The 19452-nt window shown below is 73.0% G+C and carries 20 protein-coding genes; 12 read left to right on the top strand and 8 right to left on the bottom strand.

Features of this window, described 5'->3' with window-relative positions:
• The first annotated feature begins 1 nt into the window (after position 1).
• The 5 genes from ACBR40_RS24925 to ACBR40_RS24905 all read left to right on the top strand — a co-directional run bounded on the left by ACBR40_RS24925 (position 2) and on the right by ACBR40_RS24905 (position 4557).
• Positions 2-1162: an ArsA family ATPase gene (locus ACBR40_RS24925; protein ID WP_371250302.1), complete on the top strand. Its 1161-nt coding sequence runs from the start codon at positions 2-4 to the stop codon at positions 1160-1162.
• 57 nt (positions 1163-1219) lie between these two features.
• Positions 1220-1654 (top strand): DUF5304 family protein, encoded by a 435-nt coding sequence (locus ACBR40_RS24920; RefSeq protein WP_344214685.1) that lies wholly within the window; start codon positions 1220-1222, stop codon positions 1652-1654.
• Positions 1655-1668: 14 nt separating this feature from the next.
• Positions 1669-2601: an ROK family glucokinase gene (locus ACBR40_RS24915; protein ID WP_344214687.1), complete on the top strand. Its 933-nt coding sequence runs from the start codon at positions 1669-1671 to the stop codon at positions 2599-2601.
• 10 nt (positions 2602-2611) lie between these two features.
• Positions 2612-3319 (top strand): endonuclease/exonuclease/phosphatase family protein, encoded by a 708-nt coding sequence (locus ACBR40_RS24910; RefSeq protein WP_371250301.1) that lies wholly within the window; start codon positions 2612-2614, stop codon positions 3317-3319.
• Between the two features lie 107 nt (positions 3320-3426).
• Positions 3427-4557 (top strand): hypothetical protein, encoded by a 1131-nt coding sequence (locus ACBR40_RS24905; RefSeq protein ID WP_371250300.1) that lies wholly within the window; start codon positions 3427-3429, stop codon positions 4555-4557.
• 16 nt (positions 4558-4573) lie between these two features.
• Here the strand turns inward: ACBR40_RS24905 and ACBR40_RS24900 are convergent, their stop codons facing one another.
• On the bottom strand, positions 4574-5038 hold the full coding sequence (locus tag ACBR40_RS24900) for a hypothetical protein (RefSeq protein ID WP_344214693.1): 465 nt from the start codon (positions 5036-5038) through the stop codon (positions 4574-4576).
• A gap of 46 nt (positions 5039-5084) precedes the next feature.
• Positions 5085-5843, bottom strand: a complete 759-nt coding sequence (locus tag ACBR40_RS24895) for an alpha/beta fold hydrolase (protein WP_344214695.1) — start codon at positions 5841-5843, stop codon at positions 5085-5087.
• Between the two features lie 161 nt (positions 5844-6004).
• On the opposite strand from ACBR40_RS24895, the gene ACBR40_RS24890 reads away from it, so the two are divergent.
• Complete coding sequence (locus ACBR40_RS24890; RefSeq protein ID WP_371250299.1) at positions 6005-6715, top strand: lysophospholipid acyltransferase family protein; 711 nt, start codon at positions 6005-6007, stop codon at positions 6713-6715.
• Positions 6716-6776: 61 nt separating this feature from the next.
• Entirely contained in the window at positions 6777-7202 is a 426-nt protein-coding gene (locus tag ACBR40_RS24885; RefSeq protein WP_344214699.1) for a DoxX family protein, read from the top strand.
• A 45-nt stretch (positions 7203-7247) separates the two neighbouring features.
• Here ACBR40_RS24885 and mmuM read toward each other — a convergent pair whose 3' ends face one another.
• From mmuM to ACBR40_RS24870, 3 genes are all read right to left on the bottom strand, one after another.
• On the bottom strand, positions 7248-8114 hold the full coding sequence (gene mmuM, locus ACBR40_RS24880) for a homocysteine S-methyltransferase (RefSeq protein ID WP_344214701.1): 867 nt from the start codon (positions 8112-8114) through the stop codon (positions 7248-7250).
• Between the two features lie 70 nt (positions 8115-8184).
• Positions 8185-10626 carry a VIT domain-containing protein gene (locus tag ACBR40_RS24875; RefSeq protein ID WP_371250298.1) on the bottom strand — a complete coding sequence of 814 codons (2442 nt, stop codon included), beginning with the start codon at positions 10624-10626 and terminating at the stop codon, positions 8185-8187.
• A complete protein-coding gene (locus ACBR40_RS24870; protein WP_371250297.1) occupies positions 10623-11294 on the bottom strand; it encodes a helix-turn-helix domain-containing protein in 672 nt (223 codons plus the stop codon). Before ACBR40_RS24870 ends, ACBR40_RS24875 begins: the two co-directional genes overlap by 4 nt.
• Before the next feature lie 128 nt (positions 11295-11422).
• Between ACBR40_RS24870 and ACBR40_RS24865 the strand changes: the two genes are divergently transcribed.
• Positions 11423-11890, top strand: a complete 468-nt coding sequence (locus tag ACBR40_RS24865) for a Dps family protein (RefSeq protein WP_371250296.1) — start codon at positions 11423-11425, stop codon at positions 11888-11890.
• A gap of 160 nt (positions 11891-12050) precedes the next feature.
• Positions 12051-13073, top strand: a complete 1023-nt coding sequence (locus ACBR40_RS24860; protein ID WP_371250295.1) for an alkaline phosphatase PhoX — start codon at positions 12051-12053, stop codon at positions 13071-13073.
• 16 nt (positions 13074-13089) lie between these two features.
• Here the strand turns inward: ACBR40_RS24860 and ACBR40_RS24855 are convergent, their stop codons facing one another.
• Complete coding sequence (locus ACBR40_RS24855) at positions 13090-14004, bottom strand: GNAT family N-acetyltransferase (protein ID WP_371250294.1); 915 nt, start codon at positions 14002-14004, stop codon at positions 13090-13092.
• A gap of 22 nt (positions 14005-14026) precedes the next feature.
• Between ACBR40_RS24855 and ACBR40_RS24850 the strand changes: the two genes are divergently transcribed.
• Both ACBR40_RS24850 and ACBR40_RS24845 read left to right on the top strand, forming a co-directional pair.
• A complete protein-coding gene (locus ACBR40_RS24850) occupies positions 14027-14977 on the top strand; it encodes a lactonase family protein (RefSeq protein WP_371250293.1) in 951 nt (316 codons plus the stop codon).
• 112 nt (positions 14978-15089) lie between these two features.
• Positions 15090-16115 (top strand): 6-phosphofructokinase, encoded by a 1026-nt coding sequence (locus tag ACBR40_RS24845; RefSeq protein WP_329580691.1) that lies wholly within the window; start codon positions 15090-15092, stop codon positions 16113-16115.
• 136 nt (positions 16116-16251) lie between these two features.
• Here the strand turns inward: ACBR40_RS24845 and ACBR40_RS24840 are convergent, their stop codons facing one another.
• Together ACBR40_RS24840 and ACBR40_RS24835 are read right to left on the bottom strand one after the other, a co-directional pair.
• Entirely contained in the window at positions 16252-17070 is an 819-nt protein-coding gene (locus tag ACBR40_RS24840) for an MHYT domain-containing protein (RefSeq protein WP_371250292.1), read from the bottom strand.
• An 81-nt stretch (positions 17071-17151) separates the two neighbouring features.
• Complete coding sequence (locus ACBR40_RS24835; protein ID WP_371250291.1) at positions 17152-18015, bottom strand: MHYT domain-containing protein; 864 nt, start codon at positions 18013-18015, stop codon at positions 17152-17154.
• Between the two features lie 187 nt (positions 18016-18202).
• On the opposite strand from ACBR40_RS24835, the gene thiI reads away from it, so the two are divergent.
• The gene (thiI, locus tag ACBR40_RS24830; RefSeq protein WP_344214719.1) at positions 18203-19402 is read left to right on the top strand and encodes a tRNA uracil 4-sulfurtransferase ThiI; all 1200 of its coding nucleotides are present in this window, start codon (positions 18203-18205) and stop codon (positions 19400-19402) included.
• Positions 19403-19452: the final 50 nt, after the last annotated feature.

Genomic DNA, 19452 nt, shown 5'->3' with positions numbered 1-19452 from the left:
GGTGAACCCCAGGGTCCTGCTGTTCACCGGAAAGGGCGGCGTGGGCAAGACCACCGCCGCCGCGGCCACCGCGACCCTCGCCGCGAGCAAGGGCTTGAAGACGCTCGTCGTCTCCACCGACACCGCGCACTCGCTGGCCGACGCGCTCGCCGTCGAGCCCGGCGAGGTGGCGCCCGGCCTGCACCTGCACCAGGTCGACACGCAGCGGACGCTGGAGCGGCACTGGGGCGAGCTCCAGGACTACGCGAGGGGCGTGCTGTCGGAGCTGGGCCTGGACGAGGTCACCTCCGAGGAGATCACGGTGCTGCCCGGCGCCGAGGAGGTCATCGCCCTGCTGGAGCTGCGCGAGCACGCCCGCTCCGGCCGCTGGGACGTCATCGTCGTCGACTGCGCGCCCACCGCCGAGACGCTGCGCCTGCTGGCCCTGCCCGAGGCGCTCGACTGGCATGTCAACCGGCTCCTGCCGATCGGCCGCCGGCTGGTGCGGCTGGTCGCGCCGTTCGTGCGAGGCGTGGCCAGGGTCAGCGCGCCCGGCGAGGAGGTCATGAGCGCCGGCGAGCGCTTCCACCGCGGTCTCATGGAGGTGCGCGAGCTGCTCACCGGCGATCAGGCGTCCGTCCGGCTCGTGCTCACGCCCGAGTCGGTGGTGCTGGCCGAGGCCCGGCGCACCCTCACCTCGCTCAACCTGTACGGCTACCGCGTCGACGGCGTGATCGCCAACCGCGTCTTCCCGCCGGGCGGCGCCGACGAGTGGCGCGCCCAGTGGGTGGCGGCGCAGACGCGGCTGCTGACCGAGGCGGAGCAGTCGTTCGCCCCGCTGCCCGTCCACGTCGTCCCCTACCTGCCCGCCGAGCCCGTCGGCAGGGAGGCGCTGACCGAGGTCGGCGCGCGGCTCTACGGCGACAGCGACCCGTTCGCGCCGCCCGCCAGCCCTCCGCCGCTGCGCATGAGCGCCGACGAGCTGACCCTCGACCTGCCCGGCGCCGACCGCGCCGACGTCGACCTGGCCCGCAAGGGCGACGAGCTCATCGTCACGGCGGGCCCCTACCGCAGAATCCTCGCCCTGCCCGTCGCGCTCGCCCGCAGGAAGATCAGCGGGGCGGCGCTCCGCGACGGTGTGCTGCGGGTAGCGTTCAGCCCGGGGAGCGAATCCGGCTCCTGAGGAGTTGAGGAGGATGAGCGACCCCGCAGGCAGGGCCGCCGGTTCAGGGAGGGCCAGATGACCGAGAGCAACGACAGGGATCCGATCGGCACCGTCGCCGACGAGGCGCGCAAGCTGTTCGACTCGATCCAGGGGCGCGCCACGCGCCAGGTCGGCAAGCAGGTGTTCAACTCGTTCACCGGCGGCGGCCGGAGGGAGCGCGACGTGTGGGAGGAGGCCGTGTCCGACCCCCACGACGAGTACGTCTGCCGCGCCTGCCCGCTCTGCCGGGCGATCGCCGACCAGCGGGAGTCCGGCTCCGCCGCCTCCGCCGCCGACGTGACCGGTCACCTGATGGCCGCGGGCGGTGAGCTGTTCGCCGCCGTCCGGGGCGCGCTCGACGCGCTGAGCCGCCCCGCCCCGCAGAGCGGCACCAGGACGGACCCCCGGAGGGAGCCGCGGCAGGACGACCGGGCCGGCCGTGACGACGTGGAACACATAGATCTGGGATAGGGAGAACGACGGGCATGCTCACGATCGGTGTCGACATCGGCGGGACGAAGGTCGCCGCGGGTGTGGTCGACGACCAAGGGAAGATCGTCGAACACACGCTGCGGCCCACCGCCGCCGACCGCCCCGACCTGGTGGCCGACACGGTGGCCGACGTCGTTCGCGAGCTGTCCGCGGGCCGGCGGATCGAGGCGGTGGGCGTGGGCGCGGCCGGTTTCGTGGACGAGACCCGCTCGGTCGTGCGCTTCGCCCCCAACCTCGCCTGGCGCGAGGAGCCGCTGCAGAAGAAGATCAGCGACATGGTCGGCCTGCCGGTCGTCATCGAGAACGACGCCAACGCCATGGCCTGGGGCGAGACCAGGTTCGGCGCCGGACGCGGCCAGTCCCACGTGGTCTGCGTGACGCTCGGCACCGGCATCGGCGGCGGCCTGGTGTTCGACGGCGCGCTCTTCCGCGGCCGGTGGGGCATGGGCGCCGAGCTGGGCCACATGCAGGTCCAGCCGGGCGGCCGGCCGTGCGGCTGCGGCAACATCGGCTGCTGGGAGCAGTACGCCAGCGGCCAGGCCCTGGTCAAGGAGGCCAGGGAGCTGGCCGGCGCCGAGCCGGAGCGGGCCTCCGTCCTGCTCGGGCTGGCCGGCGGCAGGATCGACGGCGAGGAGATCACCGAGGCCGCCCGCCGGGGCGACGAGGTCGCGCTGCGGGCGTTCGCGTCCTTCGCCGACTGGCTCGGCCAGGGCATGGCCGACCTCGCCGCGGTGCTCGACCCCGGCTGCTTCATCGTCGGCGGCGGCGTGTCCAGGGCCGCCGACCTGTTCATCGACCGGGCCCGCGAGTCCTTCGCCGCCCGGCTCACCGGGCGCGGACACCGGCCGCTCGCCGACATCAGACTGGCCGAGCTCGGCGCCGCGGCCGGCGTCGTCGGCGCCGCCGACCTGGCCAGGCAGCGCTAGCGGCCCGTCCGTGACGGTCCGGATCGGCACGTACAACCTGCACGGGCTGCGCGACAGCCTGCCCGCGCTCACGCGCGTGATCGCCGGCCTGCGGGCCGACGTGCTGTGCGTGCAGGAGGCGCCCAGGTTCGGCCGGTGGCGGGCCAGGCGGCGCGCGCTCGCCGCCGCGGCGGGCATGCGCCTGGCCACCCCCGGCCGGCTCGGCGGCGTCGCCGTGCTGACCGGGCCACGGGTACGCGTGCTGGAGGCGCGCAGCCACGCGCTGCGCGTCTTCCTCGGGCTGGAGCTGCGCGGGCTCGCGATCGCCGTGGTGGAGGCCGGCGGGGCGCGGCTCGCGGTCGGCTCGTTCCACCTCGACCTGCACGACCCGGCGCGGGTTCACCACGCGGCCGAGGCGGTGGCGCTGATGGAGCGGGCGGCGGCGCCGTACGGGGCGGCGATCGTGCTCGGCGGCGACGTCAACGAGCGGCCGCACCAGCCGGCCTGGCGTTACCTGGCCGGGCGGCTGTCCGACTGCCACGAGGCGGCGGCGTCCCCTCTCGCGTCAAAAGGGTTGACGTTCCCGGCCGCGCGGCCCTCGGCGCGTATCGACGGGGTGTTCGCCGCGCCCGAGGCGCGGGTCGTGTCCTGCGGGGGAGCGGACGCCGCCGCGGCCGACCTCGCGGCCGCCAGCGATCACCTGCCGGTGGTGGCCGAGCTGTGCCTCCCCGGCGGCTGAGGACGGCACCCCGCGAAGGGTACATACGGGGACAAACAGGGGCATCCGGGCGCCCGAGTCGGGCACCGGGCGGGCGGGGACCGACGGCCAGCCCGTAGCATTTGTTCATGACCCGTCGCTCTCGGCGGCGTGCGCTCTTTCTGATCTTGGCGACGTCCGTGGCCTTGCCGCAGGTCACGCCCGCCGCGCATGCCGATCCTCGCAGCCCCGCCGCGATCGAGGCGTGGCAGCAGTCGACCAGCGTGCGCCTGCAGGCCGACGGCTCGCTGTCCGACGTGCTCGCCGTCTCGTCCGGCGACGTGTGGGCGGTCGGCCAGCAGCAGATCTGGGACGTGTGGAAGAACCGCGGCACCATCCGCCACTGGGACGGCTCCCAGTGGAGCGAGGTGGCCATCCGCGACGCCACGGCGGCCGGCAACCTGCGCAGCCTCGCCGCGGCCGGCCCGTCCGACGTGTGGGCGGTGGGCGACAGCCACGACGGGCTGCCCTACCTCGCGCACGGCGACGTGACCGGTTTCGACCGGGTCCGCCCGCAGGGGCTGCGCTCGGGCGACTGGCTCGGCGGCGTCGACGCCAAGGGCGCCAAGGTCGTGGCGGTCGGCAGCCGCGAGAAGCGCGCACTCGTGCTCACCGGCCAGAACGGCGCCTGGACGGTGCAGCAGCTCAAGGACAAGGGCGCGCTCTACGCGGTGGCGGGCGGCTTCGCCGTCGGCGACACCGGCACCGAGCCGCTCATCGCCCACAACTCGGGCGGCACGTGGAAGCCGATGCCGCTGCCCTCGATCCCCGGCGGCTACCTCCGCGACGTCCAGACCGACAACGCCAAGCGGGCGGTCGCGGTCGGCGGCGTCTACAGCGGCCCCGGCGACATCGCGCCGCTCGTGCTCGTCTGGAACGGCAAGCGCTGGAAGCGGCAGAGCCTGCCCGTCACCGGCGCCCGGCTCTACGGCGTGACCGGCGACGGCAAGGGCCGCTACTGGATGACCGGCTACGACCCCGACCGGGCGGCCGAGCCGTTCGTGGCGCGCTGCGAGAAGGGCTCGTGCTCGATCATCCGGGGCGGCGCCGACAAGGGCCGCAGCAGCGTGCGTCTCCAGGCCGTCACCTACCTCGCGGGCAAGGGCGCGGTGTGGGCGGTCGGGCACGCGGTCGACACCTCCGACCGCTACACCGACGTCGTGGAGTCGTTCGCCCCCAAGACCACGGCCGCCTCCACCGCCGCCCGGACGAGATCCTGAGCCGGCGGTGTGAGGGTCAGAGCACCGCGCCGTCGTCCCAGCCGGAGTCGTTGGACGGCGGACCGTCGCCCATGCGCACCACCAGCGCCACGAACCCGCCGATGAACGCCGCCACCGCCGTGAACAGCGCCCATCCCTCCATGTGCCAGTTCGCCATGGCGGCGATCAGGAGGTAGGCGGGGCCGCCGAACAGCGCCACCCACGCCACCTTCGTCGCCAGGTCGACCTTGGGCAGCGGCGGGGGCGGCGGCGGCACGTAGTGCCCCTCCTCCTCGCCGTCCTCGCCCTCGTCGTTCTTGTCCTCGGGCTCGTCGAGGTCCTCTTCGAGCTCCTCCGAGGGTTTCACCACCCGCCGGGTGGGCTCCGCGGGGACGTTCTCGCTGTCCGGCCATGGCTGGTCGGCCGAGTCGCGCTCGGCGGTGTCGTTGAAGGACGCGACGATCTGCCGCCAGACCTCGTCCTCGTCACTCTGGGGCGTCACCTAGATGGGCCTCTCCACAGTGATCGCGACTTCCCCCTGGGTGCGATCAGTCCCTCTGCAAGGGTACCGAGGCATGTGTCCGGATGAAGTCGAGGCTGCCGGCAAAGATCGTGTCGGCGTCGTTGTCGAGCGTCGCAACATGATAGCTATCGGTAAGCTCCTCGATCGTGGCGTGCGGGACCCTCCTGCGGATGATCGCCACACTCGTAGGCTTCACCACGTGGTCGTCCACGCTGCGGTAGACCAGCAGCGGCTGCGTCACCTTCGCCAGGTCGGCCTGCACCAGCGCCCACAGGCCGGGCAGCGAGGCCGCCGCCTTGACCGGGGTGCGGGCGTAGGCCAGCTCGCGCGCGCCGGCCTTCTTGACGTCGTTCGCGACGCCGGGCACCGACGGCACGAACCACTTCAGCAGCGGCGCCAGCCGCAGCAGCGGGACGTCGCTGGCGATGGACGGGTTGACCACGACCGCACCCCTGACGGCCGGGCCGTGCACCTCGGCGAGCCGCAGCGCCAGGCAGCCGCCGAGCGACAGCCCCGCCACGAACACCTCGGCGCAGCGCCCCTGGAGGTCCTCGAACGCCTTCTCCACCTCGGCGTACCAGTCTTCCCAATGGGTGCGGTTCATCTCCTGCCAGCGCGTGCCGTGGCCGGGCAGGCGGGGCAGCGAGACGCTGAGCCCGTGCGCCGCGAGGAACTCCGCCCATGGCCGCAGCGACTGCGGCGTGCCGGTGAACCCGTGGCAGAGCAGCACGCCGACTTGGCCTCCGTCGTGGTGGTAGGGCTCCGCGCCTGGCATGAGCGGCATAACAGCTCCTCCATGCAGTTTCATTCCAGCTGTTCATCCTGGAACGGCCCGATCGTCGCACGTTCAAGGGTGTTTGTGCGAGAGCTGGTGTAGTTGCAAGGCGCTCGGGATGGGAAGATGACTCTGCCCACGGACAAATTTGCTGGAAAAGAGGTGCCGGAGTGTTCTACTGGGTGGTCAAGGCCATCTTGGGGCCGTTCCTCCACCTCGTGTTCAGGCCGTGGGCCGAGGGCGTCGAAAACGTGCCCAGAGAGGGCGGGGTGATCCTGGCCGGCAACCACCTGTCGTTCGCCGACCACTTCTTCGGACCGCTCCAACTCAAGCGCAAGGTCATCTCGCTCGGCAAGTCCGACTACTTCACCGGGCGCGGCATCAAGGGCTTCTTCACCAGGCTGTTCTTCAGCGGCGTCGGCACCGTGCCGATCGACCGCTCCGGCGGCAAGGCCAGCGAGGCGGCGCTCCGCACCGGCCTGCGCATCCTGCGTGAGGGGCACATCCTCGGCATCTACCCCGAGGGCACCCGCTCGCCCGATGGCCGGCTCTACAAGGGCAAGACCGGCGTCGCCCGGCTGGCGCTGGAGTCGCGGGCCCCGGTCATCCCCTGGGCGATGGTCAACACCTACGAGATGATGCCGCCGGGACGGCCGCTGCCCAAGCTCGGCATCCGGCCCGGCGTCAGGTTCGGCAAGCCGCTCGACTTCTCCCGCTACTACGGCATGGAGGACGACCGGCTCGTGCTGCGCGCGGTCACCGACGAGATCATGTACGCCCTGATGGAGCTGTCCGGCCAGGAATACGTCGACAAGTACGCCGTCAGCGCCCGCATCGAGATGGAGCGGGCCGCCCGAGCGACCGGCGCGGCCAAGCAGTGAACTGAAGGTAGCGGCTCGGTGGCGTAGAGTGATGTGCGCTGTCCTGAGCCGAGGAGACCGCATGCTCGACCAAGCCCGTCCCGTCGTCCTGCTGCTGGCCAGGATCGCCCTCGGGGTGATCTTCCTGGTGCACGGCTACCAGAAGTTCGCGACCATGGGGATCGCGGGCACGGCCGAGTTCTTCGCCGCCGCCGGCATCCCGCTGCCCGGGCTGGCCGCGCCCGCCGTGGCCGCGCTGGAGGTGGCGGGCGGCCTCGCGCTCGTGCTCGGCGCGGCGCTGCCGATCGCGGGCGCGCTGCTCGCGCTCGACATGATCGGCGCGATCGTCTTCGTCCACGGCCCGCACGGGCTGACCGGCGACGGCGGCTACGAGTTCGTCCTGGCGCTGGCCGCCGGGAGCCTCGCGGTCGGCTTCACCGGCGGCGGCGCCTTCGCCCTCGACAACGCGCTGACCCGCCGCCGCCGCACCCAGCCCGTCATCACCTGAGCCGTTCTGAGCCGTTCTGAGCCGTTCCACGGCCGCGCCCGCCGGTCAGGTGAGGTGGGCGCGGATCTGCTCGATGTGCTGCGGCGTCGTACGGCAGCAGCCGCCGATGAGCGACGCGCCCGCCCGCTGCCACTCGGCGGCCGCCTGCCCGAACTCCACCGGATCGGCGAGCCCCAGCCAGCGCCGGTGACCGGCGTCCCAGCTCTCGCCCGAGTTGGGATAGACCACGACCGGCAGGCCGCCCTGCAGGGCCGCGATCAGCGCGGGCATGTGGCGGGGGGCCGTGCAGTTGACGCCGACGGCGACCACCCGCGCGTTGCCCGCGAACAGCGCTGCGGCCTCACGGATCGGGGTGCCGTCGTTCAGCCGCTCGCCGTCGCGGCACGAGAAGCTGACCCAGGCCCGGACGCCGGGCGTGTCCTCCAGCAGCCGGGCCAGGGCCCGAGCCTCCGGATAGGAGGGGATGGTCTCGCAGGCCAGCAGGTCGGCGCCGGCGGAGGCGAGGACGTCCCACCGGCGGCGGTGCCAGGAGTACAGAGCGTCCTCGTCGAGGTCGTAGTCGCCGGTGTACTCGGCGCCGTTGGCCAGGAAGGCGCCGTACGGGCCGACGGACGCCGCCACCAGGCCGCGCCCGGCCGCGTCGCGGGCCTGCCTGGCCAGCTCCACCGACAGCCTGATCAGCGCCTCCGCGCGGGCGGCGTCGATGCCGTGGCGGGCGAAGCCCTCGAACGTCGCCTGATAGCTGGCCGTCGTGGCCACGTCGGCGCCCGCCGCGAAGTAGTCGGCGTGCGCCTGGCGGATCAGCTCGGGGCGTTCGAGCAGCAGGCGGGCCGACCAGAGCTCGTCGCTGAGGTCGGCGCCGAGGCGTTCGAGGTGGGTGGACAGGCCGCCGTCCAGGACAAGTGTGGTCACCCGTACAGGGTATTTGCGCCGGAGGCACCTCCGGCGCAAACCCAGCGTGCTCCGGGCGGCGGCGTTCTCGTCAGGAGCGCTTCCAGAAGGGGCCGCGGCGCGGGGGGTGCGGGGCGTCCGGCGGGACCGGCGGGGAGCCGAGCAGGGCGGTCAGCGACGCGACGGCGTGGTCGTGGAGCGCGCGGGCGTCGGCGCCCGGCCGCTCGGCCGCCTCCAGGTCGCGGGCCAGCGCCTCCAGCCGCTCCTCGCCGCCCAGGTACGCCGCCAGCGCCGCCAGCCGCGTCCCGAGGTCGGCCAGGTACGCCAGGTCGGGCGCCGGCAGGGCCCTGAGCCGGTCCAACTCGGCGGCGAGCTGCGGACGCACCGCCTCCAGCCCCTGCGTACGGCGCGGCGCGGGCCGCGACTTGCCCCGCCCGCGCAGGCCGCCCGCGGGCGGACCGGCCGGGAAGGGCGCCCTCGGCGGCGGCATCGGCGGCCGCCCGGGGAAGCCGGGCCCGCCACCAGGAAGGCCGCTCTCCGGAGCGCCGGGCCCGCCGCCACCGGGGGCGGCCGGGCCGGGGGTGAGGAAGTCAGGGACGTCCAGGTCGTCGAAGCCCCCGGCCACCCCCAGCGTCGGCTCCGGCGCCCGCATCCGGGGAGCGGAGGGCGGCATGGCCATCAGGGCCGCCGCCGCGAAGGTGCCGCCCGCCGGCGGGACCGGCGAGTCCCATCCGCTCGGCGGCTCGACCGGCTGGATGACGTGGTGCTCGGGCTCGCCGCCGGCGACCTGGCGGGTGTCCACGGCCACGTACGCCGTGAAGCGGCACAACACGCCGTTGTCCAGCGAGACCCGTACGATCCGGGCCTCGAGGTCGTGCTCGCCCATGGCGTACCGGTCCTCGAGCTCGCGCAGGTGCGCGCGGGCCCAGACGGCGCGCAGGGCGGGGGCGTCCACCGGCACGCCCTCGACCCGCTCCTCCCACGGCCCGCCCGCGGCCACTCCGCGCACGGTCACCGCCGAGCCCTCGCGGCACCGCCCGTACACGCGCAGCGGCACGCCGGGGAAGATCGAGCCGAGGTGGGTGACGGTGTCAGGCTCGGCGTCCAGGCCGTCGAGCGACAGGTCCGTGACCAGGGGGGCGCCGATGCGGCGGTGGATGTGCTCCATGGCGGCGTCGAGGCGGTCCTCCGACTCGACCAGCTCGCACCGGCCCGCGCCGAGCCCGGCCAGGCGGCCGAGGAAGCCGGCGTTCACGGCCCGGTCGATGCCGACCGCGTGCACCCGCATGGCCGAGAGCGCGCCGCCCGCCTGCTCCAGGATCTGGTCCTCGTTGCCCACCTGGCCGTCGGTGACCAGCACCACGACCCGCTCCCGCCCGGCCTCGCCGCCGCCCAGCAGCGTGACGGCCTGGCGCAGCGGCTCCAGCAGCTCGGTGCCGCCGCGGGCGTCCACGCGGGCCAGGTGCTCGACGGCGCGGTAGCGGTTGCGGTCGGACGCCTCTGCCAGCCCCTCGAAGGCCCGCTCCACCACCGAGTCGAACGTCAGCACCGCGAAGCGGTCCTGCGGCGTCAGCGTGTCCACGATGCGTGCGGCGGCGCGGCGCGCGGCCACCATCTTCCAGCCGCCCATGCTGCCCGACCGGTCGAGCAGCAGCACCAGGTCGCGCGGCGTGCGGGTGGCCTGCAGCGGCGGCGGCACGACGGTGAGCGCGAACGTGCCGGCCTCTCCGTCGCTACCCCTGTGGAGCTGGAGCGACGTGGACGCCTCGAACGACAGGCGCAGGACGAAGTCGCGGTCCAGCCGCTCGCCGGGCTTCAGTCGTACCGTGTTGCCCTCCTCCTCCACGACGTGGAGGCTGGAGGCCAGCTCGCGCAGCTCCAGCCCGGCGGCGTCTACGGTCGCGGCGAGCGACAGGCGCACCGGGTGGGGGAAGCCGGGCAGCAGCACCGGCGGCGTGATCCGGGAGGCGTCCGGCACGGCGCCGGTGTCGGGCGCGACGCCGCCGCCCGCGGGCGGCCCGTCGATCGGGTCGCCGGGGATGTAGCGCGGCGCGACGACGAGCGGGAAGCGGAAGGTGGCCGCGCCGTCCTCGTACGGCAGCGGCTGGCTCAGCGTCAGCCGCACCGAGACGCGCTCGCCGGGCAGGATGTTGCCCACCCGGATGGTGAAGACGTCGGGACGGTCCTCCTCGGCGATGGCCGCCCGCCTGCCCTCGCGCAGCGCCCGGTCGTAGTCGGCCCTGGCCTGCGCCCGTTCCTTGAGCACGCCTTCGATGACGCGGTCGTCGGCCTCCATGCGGAAGCCGGTCACGGCGGCCCGGTCGGGCAGCGGGAAGACGTAGGTGGCCTCCAGCGTGACGTCGTACGGGTTGCGGAAGCCCTGCGTGACCTCGACCCCGGCGATCAGGCCCGAGATGTCCGCCGCGACGTCCACGCTCTCCAGCGGCAGGTTGCCGCGCTCGGTCAGCAAGGCGCCGAACCCGGCCTCCGGCACCGGCAGGCACCGGGCGGGCTCCAGCGAAGTGATCTTCATGTCAGCTTCCTCTCCGTCAGCACCGCGAGCAGCGGGCCCGCCGCCGCCAGCACCGCCTGGACGTCCTCTTCCGACGGGACCCGGCCGCCGTCCCACACGAGCCGGACCCCGCCTCCCAAGCTGATCCCCGTCACGACCATCGGATCCCCGGCCGCCGCGGGCGTGCTCCCGGAGCCGGCCGCCGGCCGCTCCGCCCAGAACCGCCCGCGCCCGCCCGGCGCCCCGTCGGCGGACGCGACGGGCGGAGGGACAGAGGGGGCGACTGGGGGAGAGGCCGAGGGAAGGATCGGAGGCTGGGCCGAGGGAAGGATCGGAGGCTGGGCCGGGGGATGGGGCGGGGGATGGGGCGCGGGATGGGCCGGGAGGGACGCCGTCTCCTCCAGGGTGTGGTCCGTCGCCCCCGCGAGGGCCGCCTGGATGTCGGCGATCGAGCGTCCCGCCGCCTGCAGGCGCTTGACGGCGACGAGCTGCAGCAGGTGCCGCCGCCCGTAACGGGCGACGCGGCCGCGCCGGGTGAGCGGCGGGTCGAGCAGCCCGATGGTGGTGTACCACCGGATCAGCCGTTCCCCGGGCACGTCGCGGACCCGCCCGCTGAGCGGCGCGGCGCCGTCGCGCAGTGCGCGCGCCGCGTGCTCGGCCAGCTCGCCGATGGTCCAGGTCTCGCTCATACCTCAACAATGACACTGTCACTATTGCAGTGTCAATGTTAGGCCGCCGCCGAGCTGGGCAGGGGGACAGAAGTTGCCGATTGATGGCAAGTAGCAACAAAACCGACGGACGGGGAGGAATCTCGATAATGGCCACGATCAAAGGTCCGCTCTCGGACGACGCCAGGAACACCGTCGCCGAGTGCCTGCAAGGCGCGCTGATCGACCTGATCGACCTGTCGCTGGTCGGCAAGCAGGCGCACTGGAACCTCGTGGGCAGCCACTTCCGCTCGGTCCACCTCCAGCTCGACCAGGTCGTCGCGCTCGCGAGGACGCACATGGACACGCTCGCCGAGCGTGCCGTCGCCCTCGGGATCAACCCCGACGGCCGGGCCGCCACCGTCGCGAAGGCGACCAAGCTGGCCCAGATGGAGAGCGGCTGGCTGGAGGACGGCAAGGTCGTCGCGACCATCACGGACTGCCTGGGCGGGATCAGCAAGCGCATGTACGAGCGCATCCGGCAGACCGAAGAGGCCGACCCGGTGACCCAGGACCTGCTCATCGCCGCGGTCCAGGAGATCGACAAGCAGCACTGGATGTTCCAGGCGATGACCTGAGCGGAGCACGGCATGCCCGGAGCCCGGGGACCGAGGAAGCGGCCCCGGGCTCCGCGCGTGACCGCCCCCTGGCGAGGTTTGCGCAGAGTTTGAACTCGCGAATCCCTGCCATTCATGTCCGTGCGGTCCACTAGCGTGGCACCTAGAGGGAGGCCCCACGATGTCCCACAAGACTCTCCTCCGCACGGGCCCGCTCATGCAGGGCGGCACCAGCCCGTACGGACCGCTCGGCCTGCCGGACGCCGAAGGTCTCGCGTTGCCCTCGGGGTTCACCGGCCGGGTGGTGGCCCGCAGCGGCGACAAGGTCGCCGGGCTGACCTGGCACGCCGCGCCCGACGGCGGCGCCTGTTTCCCCGACGGCGACGGCTGGATCTACGTGTCCAACTCCGAGCTGCCGCTGCTCGGCGGCGCGTCGGCGCTGCGCTTCGGCGCCGACGGCACGGTGGGCGACGCCTACCGCATCCTGTCCGGCACCGACCTCAACTGCGCGGGCGGCGCGACGCCGTGGCACACCTGGCTGTCGTGCGAGCTCGGCCACCGCGGCCGGGTCTTCGAGTGCGACCCCTACGGCGCGCGGGCCGCACGGCCCCGCCTCGCCATGGGCCGCTTCCGGCACGAGGCCGCCGCCTGCGACCCCGAGCGGCGCGTGGTCTACCTCACCGAGGACGAGCCGGACGGCTGCTTCTACCGCTTCAGCCCCTCCGACTGGGGCGACCTCACCGAGGGCACGCTGGAGGTGCTGTGCGGCTCCGGGCAGTGGCGGGTGGTGCCGTCGCCGGCCGGGCTGCTGCGGGAAACCCGCCACCAGGTGGCCGACGCGCGCCGCTTCGACGGCGGCGACGCCTGCCACTACGCGGGCGGGGTCTGCTACTTCACCACCAAGGGCGACGCCGGCCTGTGGGCCTACGACGGGCAGGCCGCCGCCCTCGACCGGCTGTGCGAGGGGGTGCGCACCATCACGGCCGCGCCCTCCGGCGACCTCTACGCGGCCCGGCGCACCACCCAGATCGACGTGATCGCGCCCGACCGGGAGGTCACGCCGTTCCTGCGGCTGGAGGGGCAGGCCGGGGTGGAGCTGACCGGCCTCGCGTTCTCGCCGCGCGGCGACCGGCTCTACTTCTCGGCCAGGCGCGGCCGGGCGGAGGGCCGCACGTTCGAGGTCGCCGGCCCCTTCCGAGCCTGAGAGCCCGGCGGGAGGCTCACAGGTCGAGCGTCCACCACTGCTCGTTGACCTCGATGCCGTTCTCCGTGCCCTTCTCCTCCGCCGTCAGCCGGAAGCCGGCCGCCTCGTAGATGCGCCGCGCGCTCACCAGGCAGTCGCGCGTCCACAGCGTGATCCGCCGGCGGCCGTCGGCCCTGGCGTGCCTCAGGCACTCCTCGACCAGCCGCCGCCCGATGCCCATGCCGCGCGCGGACGGCTCGACCAGCAGGATCCGCAGCTTCGCCTGGCCGTCGTCCTCGCGCACGTAGAAGACGCAGCCCACGCGCTCGCCGCCGGCCTCGGCGATCCAGCCGGCGTCCTTGGTGAAGTCGAGGCCCGCGACGATGCCGGCGACGGTCTGCTCGAAGGCGGTGCCCCAGCCGTATTCGCGGCTGTAGAGGTCGGCGTGCCGCTGGACGACCCAGCCGAGGTCGCCGGTGCGCGGCGGCCTGATCACGTACGGCTCCGGCCGGGGTTCCCCGTCCGACAGCAGCGACCTGATCGTGGCCATGCCGCCGACCAGCCGCCCCTGGTCGGCCTCCGGCAGCCCGGACAGCAGCCGCTCGATCTGCTCGGCCGAGCGCCGGTCGAGGTCGGCGTACGTGGCGGAGCCCTTGTCGGTGAGGCGGACGACCTGCTTGCGCGCGTCGGAGGCCGAGCGCTCGCGCCGGATCAGCCCCTCGGCGTCGAAGCGGGTGAGGATCCTGCTGAGGTAGCCGGCGTCGAGGTCGAGCAGCGAGCGCAGCTCCCCGGTCTCCATCGGCTCGGCGTGGGCCAGCTCGAACAGCACCCTGCCCTCGGTCAGCGAGTACGGCGAGTCCAGCATGCCCGCCCGCAGCACGCCGATCAGCTGGGTGTAGAAGCGGTTGAAGGCCCGGACCTCAGAAACCCTTGCTTGCGTCAACGAACTCATTGCCACAGTCAACCATGATTGGATGGGAGCTGTGAAGCTCCTGCGCATCGGCGGCTACGGCCCCGGCATCCTCACCTTCGGCGGCGACAGCGACGGGCGCTTCGGCGGCGAGGGCGACCTCACCCGGGTCGCCGCGCCGTCGTTCCTCGCCGTCCATCCCACGCTGCCGGTGCTCTACGCCGTCGGCGAGCTCGAACGCGGCTGGCTCACCGCCTTCGCCGTCCGCGACGACGGGCTCGCGCCCCTCGACGAACGGCCCAGCGAGGGCTCCAGCCCGTGCCACGTGGCCGTGGACCCGTCCGGCACGCTGCTCGCCGCCACCAACTACGGCGACGGCACGGCCGTGCTCTACCGGCTCGACGCGCGGGGCGCTTTCGAGGGCGAGCCGATCGTGCTGCGCCACGAGGGCTCCGGCCCCGACCCGGAGCGCCAGGAGGGCCCCCACGCCCACGAGGCCGTCTTCCACGACGGCGTCCTGCACGTCTCCGACCTCGGCACCGACGAGATCCGGCGCTACCTGCCCGACGGCACGCCGCTGGAGCCTCTCACCCTGCAGCCCGGCACCGGCCCGCGCCACTTCGCCTTCGCCGGGGGCCGCCTCTACGTCGCGGGCGAGCTCGACGGCACCGTCACCATGATCGAGGAGGACGGCCGGCGCACCGTCGCGCCCGCCTCCCGCGTCGCCGGCGTCGCCAGCGCCCCCTCCCACCTCCAGCTCGACGGCGACCACGTCTACGTCGCCAACCGCGGCCCCGACACCGTCACCGTGCTGAGCGCCGCGGACCTCGCGCCGGTGGCCGAGGTGCCCTGCGGCGGCGCGTGGCCGCGCCACTTCGCCATCGACGGCGACCGGCTCTACGTCGCCAACCAGCACTCGGGCACGGTGACCGTCCTCGCGCTGACCGGCGGCGTGCCCGAGCTCACGGGGGAGTCGTACGCGGCGGAGAGCCCCGCCTGCGTGCTGGTGGGCTGATTCTCCGCCGACAGGGTTCGGCGTTTGGTCTAGACCACTGGCGGGGGATGTGGGCAGAATGCGAGCTGAATACTGAGGTCAGGTTCGTGAACCCCAACGGGAGGAACCCGCCATGCGTATCGGAGTGCTCACAGGAGGGGGCGACTGCCCCGGGCTCAACGCCGTGATCAGGGCTGTCGTACGTAAGGGGGTGAGCGTCTACGGCCACGAGTTCGTGGGCTTCCGCGACGGCTGGCGCGGCCCCCTGGAGGGCGACACCATGCCGCTCGACATCCAGGCCGTCCGCGGCATCCTCCCGCGTGGCGGCACCATCCTGGGCTCCTCCCGGACCAACCCCATCAAGATCGAGGGCGGCGTCGACCGCATCAAGGAGAACCTGGCCGCCGGCGGCGTGGACGCGCTGATCGCCATCGGCGGCGAGGACACCCTGGGCGTCGCCAGGCAGCTCTACGAACGCCAGGTCAACGTCGTGGGCGTGCCCAAGACCATCGACAACGACCTGTCCGGCACCGACTACACCTTCGGCTTCGACACGGCCGTCAACATCGCCACCGAGGCCATCGACCGCCTCCACACCACGGCCGAGTCCCACCACCGGGCGCTCATCTGCGAGGTCATGGGCCGCCACGCGGGCTGGATCGCGCTGCACGCGGGCATGGCGGGCGGGGCCAACGTCATCCTCATCCCCGAGAAGCCGTTCGACATCGACCGCGTCTGCGAATACGTCGAGTCCCGCTTCCGCACCCGCTACTCGCCGATCATCGTCGTCGCCGAGGGCGCCCATCCGCTGGAGGGGCAGATGGCGCTGCAGGCGAGCGAGCTGGACGCGTTCGGGCACGTACGCCTCGGCGGCATCGGCGAGACGCTGGCCAAGGAGATCGAGAAGCGCACCGGCAAGGAGGCCCGCACCACGGTGCTCGGCCACATCCAGCGCGGCGGCACGCCGACCGCCTACGACCGGGTGCTCGCCACCAGGTTCGGGCTGCAGGCGATCGACGCGGCCCACGAGGGCGACTACGGCAAGATGGTCGCGCTGCGCGGCACCGACATCGTGAGGGTGGGCCTCGACGAGGCGACGTCCGAGCTGAAGACGGTGCCGGTGGAACGTTACGCCGAGGCCGAGGTCTTCTTCGGCTAGCTGCAAGCCGCCTGCAAGCGCCGGCCGTACCTTTGGGCCCAGCGGGGTTTCCGCTACAACCCGCTCAAGGGTACGGCTTGCGCCGCGGAGAGTCGGCGGCCCACCACGTGTCGCAGGCCGTACCCCCACTCATAGATCACCTGCGGGGCGTGCCGAACAGGTCGACCTCCGGCACGCCCCCCTCCCCGAGCCCGCGCAGCCGCTCGCGGAGCTCCGCCTCGCCGCGCAGCTCCTTCTCCGACGGCGACAGGATGAGGGCGAGCAGCAGCCCCACGGTCACCAGGCTGAGGCCGACGATCAGCGGCAGCAGGAAGTCGATGCCGCGCGCGCCCGGCGGCGTCGCCATCTCCGTGTGGTCGTGCACCGACAGGGCGAACATGCCCGTGTAGTGCATGCCGGAGACCGCCACGCCCATCACCAGCGCCGCCGCGCCGACCTTCAGCGCGCCGCTGACCCGCAGCGTGAACCACAGGGCCGCCGTGGCCGCCCCGATCGCGACGAGCACCGACAGCGCCACGACGACGGGGTCGTAGGAGAGGTGGGCGGACAGGTTCATGGCGGACATGCCGAGGTAGTGCATGCCGGCGACGCCGAGCCCGGTCAGCAGGCCGCCGCCGAGCAGGTAGGGCAGCCGCTCACCGCGGTGGGAGGCGAGGAACAGCCCGAGCCCCACGACGACGACGGCGAGCACCGCGGAGGCGGCCGTGCGCGGCACGTCGTAGCGGATGACCGTGCCGCTCACGGAGAAGCCCATCATGGCGATGAAGTGCATGGTCCAGATGCCCGTGCCGCCGATGGCGAGCGCGGCGCCGAGCAGCCAGTAGTTCGCCTCGCGCCCGCCCATGAGCCGCGCCCGCGAGGTGAGCATGAGGCCGAGCATGCTGCCGGCGGTGGAGATGAGGTACGCCATGACAGGCGTCAGCGGCCCGAAGGAGAAATGGTCAATCGGCGACATGACTCACCAGTCCCTTACGCAGAGATAAGGGAGTATCCACAGCGAGTCGTCAGGGCGCAACCACCTGTTGCCAAACTGTGCCTATGAGACGTGAGGGACTCTCGGCTCCTGCGGCATCGGCGGGCGCGGGCGGGCCAGGCGCTCCTGCCGGGCCGTACGCCGGCGCAGCTCCAGCTTGGCCACGAGCTCGGCGTCCTCGTGCAGCTCCTCCTGGGACGGCGACAGCAGCACCATGAGCAGCATGGTGAGCGTGATCAGGCTGATCACGGTCATGAGCGGGACGAGGAAGTCGAGGGCGTCGGCCCCCGTCGCCGGGGTGGGCCGCCCGTCGGCGGGCGCGTGCACCGTGACGCGCATGGCGGCCATGCCGGTGTAGTGCATCCCGGACACCGCGAGGCCCATGACGAGGGCGGCGGCGGTGATCCAGACCGGCTTCTTGACCCGCAGCGTGAACCAGAGCGCCGCCGTCGCCGCGACCACGGCGATCGCCACCGAGAGCACCACGGTGGGGCGGTCGTAGGAGACGTGGGCGGACATGTTCATGGCGTACATGCCGAGGTAGTGCATGGAGGCCACGCCGAGGCCCGTGAGCAGGCCGCCGCCGAGCAGCGCGGGGAGCCGGCCCCGGCCGTAGGAGACGAGGAACAGGCCGGTGCCGACGACCACGATCGCCACGAGCGCCGACGCCACGGTGAGCGGGACGTCGTAGGTGATCCTGGTGCCGTCCACGGCGAAGCCCATCATCGCGACGAAGTGCATCACCCAGATGCCGGTGCCGCCGATGGAGACGGCCGCGCCGAGCAGCCAGCGGGTCCGCGCGCCGCCGCGCGAGGCGTGCGCCTGGGCGGTGAGCCGCAATCCCAGCATCGACCCGAGGCAGGACATCACGTACGCGAGCGCCGGCGTGAGCGGACCGTGGGTGAAGTGGTTCACGGCAGAGGTCATGGGGCGGGGGTCCTCGGGGGTTAGGGGTCACCGAATTCTTCCATCCCGGATATCCCTTACGCATGGATACTTGAACTATCTGTCAAATGTCCTGTCGGAAACGGCGCAGGCCGCACGCGGACTAAACTCGATGGGTCACGGCGTTGCGATGAAGGCCGTCCCATCCCTGTTCCCCGGAGGTTCCACCATGACGATGTCCGCCCTGGGCGAGCCGTGCGTACTGCTCAAGCTGGGCGAGATCGTCCTGAAGGGCAAGAACCGCGAGCTGTTCGAGCGCCGCCTGATCGCCAACATCCGGCACGCGCTGGAGGGCAGCACCGACCTCAAGACCGACGTGCGCAAGCGGCACGGCGTGATCGCGATCTTCCTGCCCGAGGGCACGACCGTCGAGCAGGCCGAGGTCGTCGCGCAGCGCGTCGCCGAGGTGCCCGGACTGGTCTGGATCCACCGGGCCTGGCGGGTCGCCAAGGACCCCGAGGCCGTCCTCAAGGCCGGCCTGGAGCTGGTCGGCGAGAGCGAGGAGGCCAAGCGCGGCGCCCGCTTCGCGGTCCGCTCGCGCCGCCGCGACAAGCGCTTCCCCCTGCGCTCCAACGAGCTCGACCGCCTGGTCGGCGGCGCCATCAACGACGAGTACGGCCTCCCCGTCGACCTGCGCAACCCCGAGCTGACCCTGCACATCGAGGTCGACAGGGACGAGGTGTTCGTCTTCACCGGCGGCATCCCCGGCCAGGGCGGCCTGCCCGTCGGCAGCAGCGGCCGGGCGCTGGCCCTCATGTCGGGCGGCATCGACTCCCCGGTCGCCGCCTACCGCATGATGCGGCGCGGCCTCCACGTCGACTTCCTGCACTTCTCCGGCATCCCGTTCACCACCTCCGAGTCGATCTACAAGGCGTACGCGCTGGTGCGCAAGCTCGACCGCTTCCAGGGCCGCTCGCGGCTCTGGGTGGTGCCCTTCGGCAAGGCGCAGCAGTCGATCCGCACCTCCGGCCAGGACCGGCTGGCGGTCATCGCGCAGCGGCGGCTCATGCTCAAGACCGCCGAGGAGGTCGCCCACCGCATCAAGGCGGCCGCGCTGGTCACCGGCGACGCGCTCGGGCAGGTCTCCTCGCAGACCCTGACCAACATCACCGCCCAGGACAACGCGGTCGAGCTGCCGATCCTGCGCCCGCTCGTCGGCTGGGACAAGACCGAGATCATGGCCGAGGCCCGGCGCATCGGCACGCTGGAGATCTCCGAGCTGCCCGACGAGGACTGCTGCTCCCTGCTGGCCCCCAAGCGGGCCGAGACCCGCGCCAAGATCGAGGACCTCAAGCAGATCGAGCGGCGGCTGGACGCCGAGGAGCTCTGCGTCCAGCTCGCCGACTCGATCCAGGAATACACCCTCTGAGACGAGAGGGCTGAGACCAGGGGCGGCGCCCGGAGCGCCGGCGCCGCCCC

This window comes from Nonomuraea sp. AD125B (genome assembly GCF_041402765.1).
In the GTDB taxonomy this organism is placed as follows: Bacteria; Actinomycetota; Actinomycetes; order Streptosporangiales; family Streptosporangiaceae; genus Nonomuraea; species Nonomuraea bangladeshensis.
This window is presented reverse-complemented; position numbering and strand designations above follow the sequence as displayed.

What these genes read in the sequence shown, in the direction of transcription:
- ACBR40_RS24905 (WP_371250300.1), top strand. Translation starts at nt 3,427, where the DNA reads ATGACCCGTCGCTCTCGGCGGCGTGCGCTCTTTCTGATCTTGGCGACG.
- ACBR40_RS24885 (WP_344214699.1), top strand. Translation starts at nt 6,777, where the DNA reads ATGCTCGACCAAGCCCGTCCCGTCGTCCTGCTGCTGGCCAGGATCGCC.
- ACBR40_RS24845 (WP_329580691.1), top strand. Translation starts at nt 15,090, where the DNA reads ATGCGTATCGGAGTGCTCACAGGAGGGGGCGACTGCCCCGGGCTCAAC.
- ACBR40_RS24855 (WP_371250294.1), bottom strand. Translation starts at nt 14,004, where the DNA reads ATGAGTTCGTTGACGCAAGCAAGGGTTTCTGAGGTCCGGGCCTTCAAC.
- ACBR40_RS24915 (WP_344214687.1), top strand. Translation starts at nt 1,669, where the DNA reads ATGCTCACGATCGGTGTCGACATCGGCGGGACGAAGGTCGCCGCGGGT.
- ACBR40_RS24870 (WP_371250297.1), bottom strand. Translation starts at nt 11,294, where the DNA reads ATGAGCGAGACCTGGACCATCGGCGAGCTGGCCGAGCACGCGGCGCGC.
- ACBR40_RS24895 (WP_344214695.1), bottom strand. Translation starts at nt 5,843, where the DNA reads ATGCCGCTCATGCCAGGCGCGGAGCCCTACCACCACGACGGAGGCCAA.
- ACBR40_RS24850 (WP_371250293.1), top strand. Translation starts at nt 14,027, where the DNA reads ATGGGAGCTGTGAAGCTCCTGCGCATCGGCGGCTACGGCCCCGGCATC.
- ACBR40_RS24920 (WP_344214685.1), top strand. Translation starts at nt 1,220, where the DNA reads ATGACCGAGAGCAACGACAGGGATCCGATCGGCACCGTCGCCGACGAG.
- ACBR40_RS24860 (WP_371250295.1), top strand. Translation starts at nt 12,051, where the DNA reads ATGTCCCACAAGACTCTCCTCCGCACGGGCCCGCTCATGCAGGGCGGC.
- ACBR40_RS24875 (WP_371250298.1), bottom strand. Translation starts at nt 10,626, where the DNA reads ATGAAGATCACTTCGCTGGAGCCCGCCCGGTGCCTGCCGGTGCCGGAG.
- ACBR40_RS24835 (WP_371250291.1), bottom strand. Translation starts at nt 18,015, where the DNA reads ATGACCTCTGCCGTGAACCACTTCACCCACGGTCCGCTCACGCCGGCG.
- ACBR40_RS24840 (WP_371250292.1), bottom strand. Translation starts at nt 17,070, where the DNA reads ATGTCGCCGATTGACCATTTCTCCTTCGGGCCGCTGACGCCTGTCATG.
- ACBR40_RS24865 (WP_371250296.1), top strand. Translation starts at nt 11,423, where the DNA reads ATGGCCACGATCAAAGGTCCGCTCTCGGACGACGCCAGGAACACCGTC.
- thiI (WP_344214719.1), top strand. Translation starts at nt 18,203, where the DNA reads ATGACGATGTCCGCCCTGGGCGAGCCGTGCGTACTGCTCAAGCTGGGC.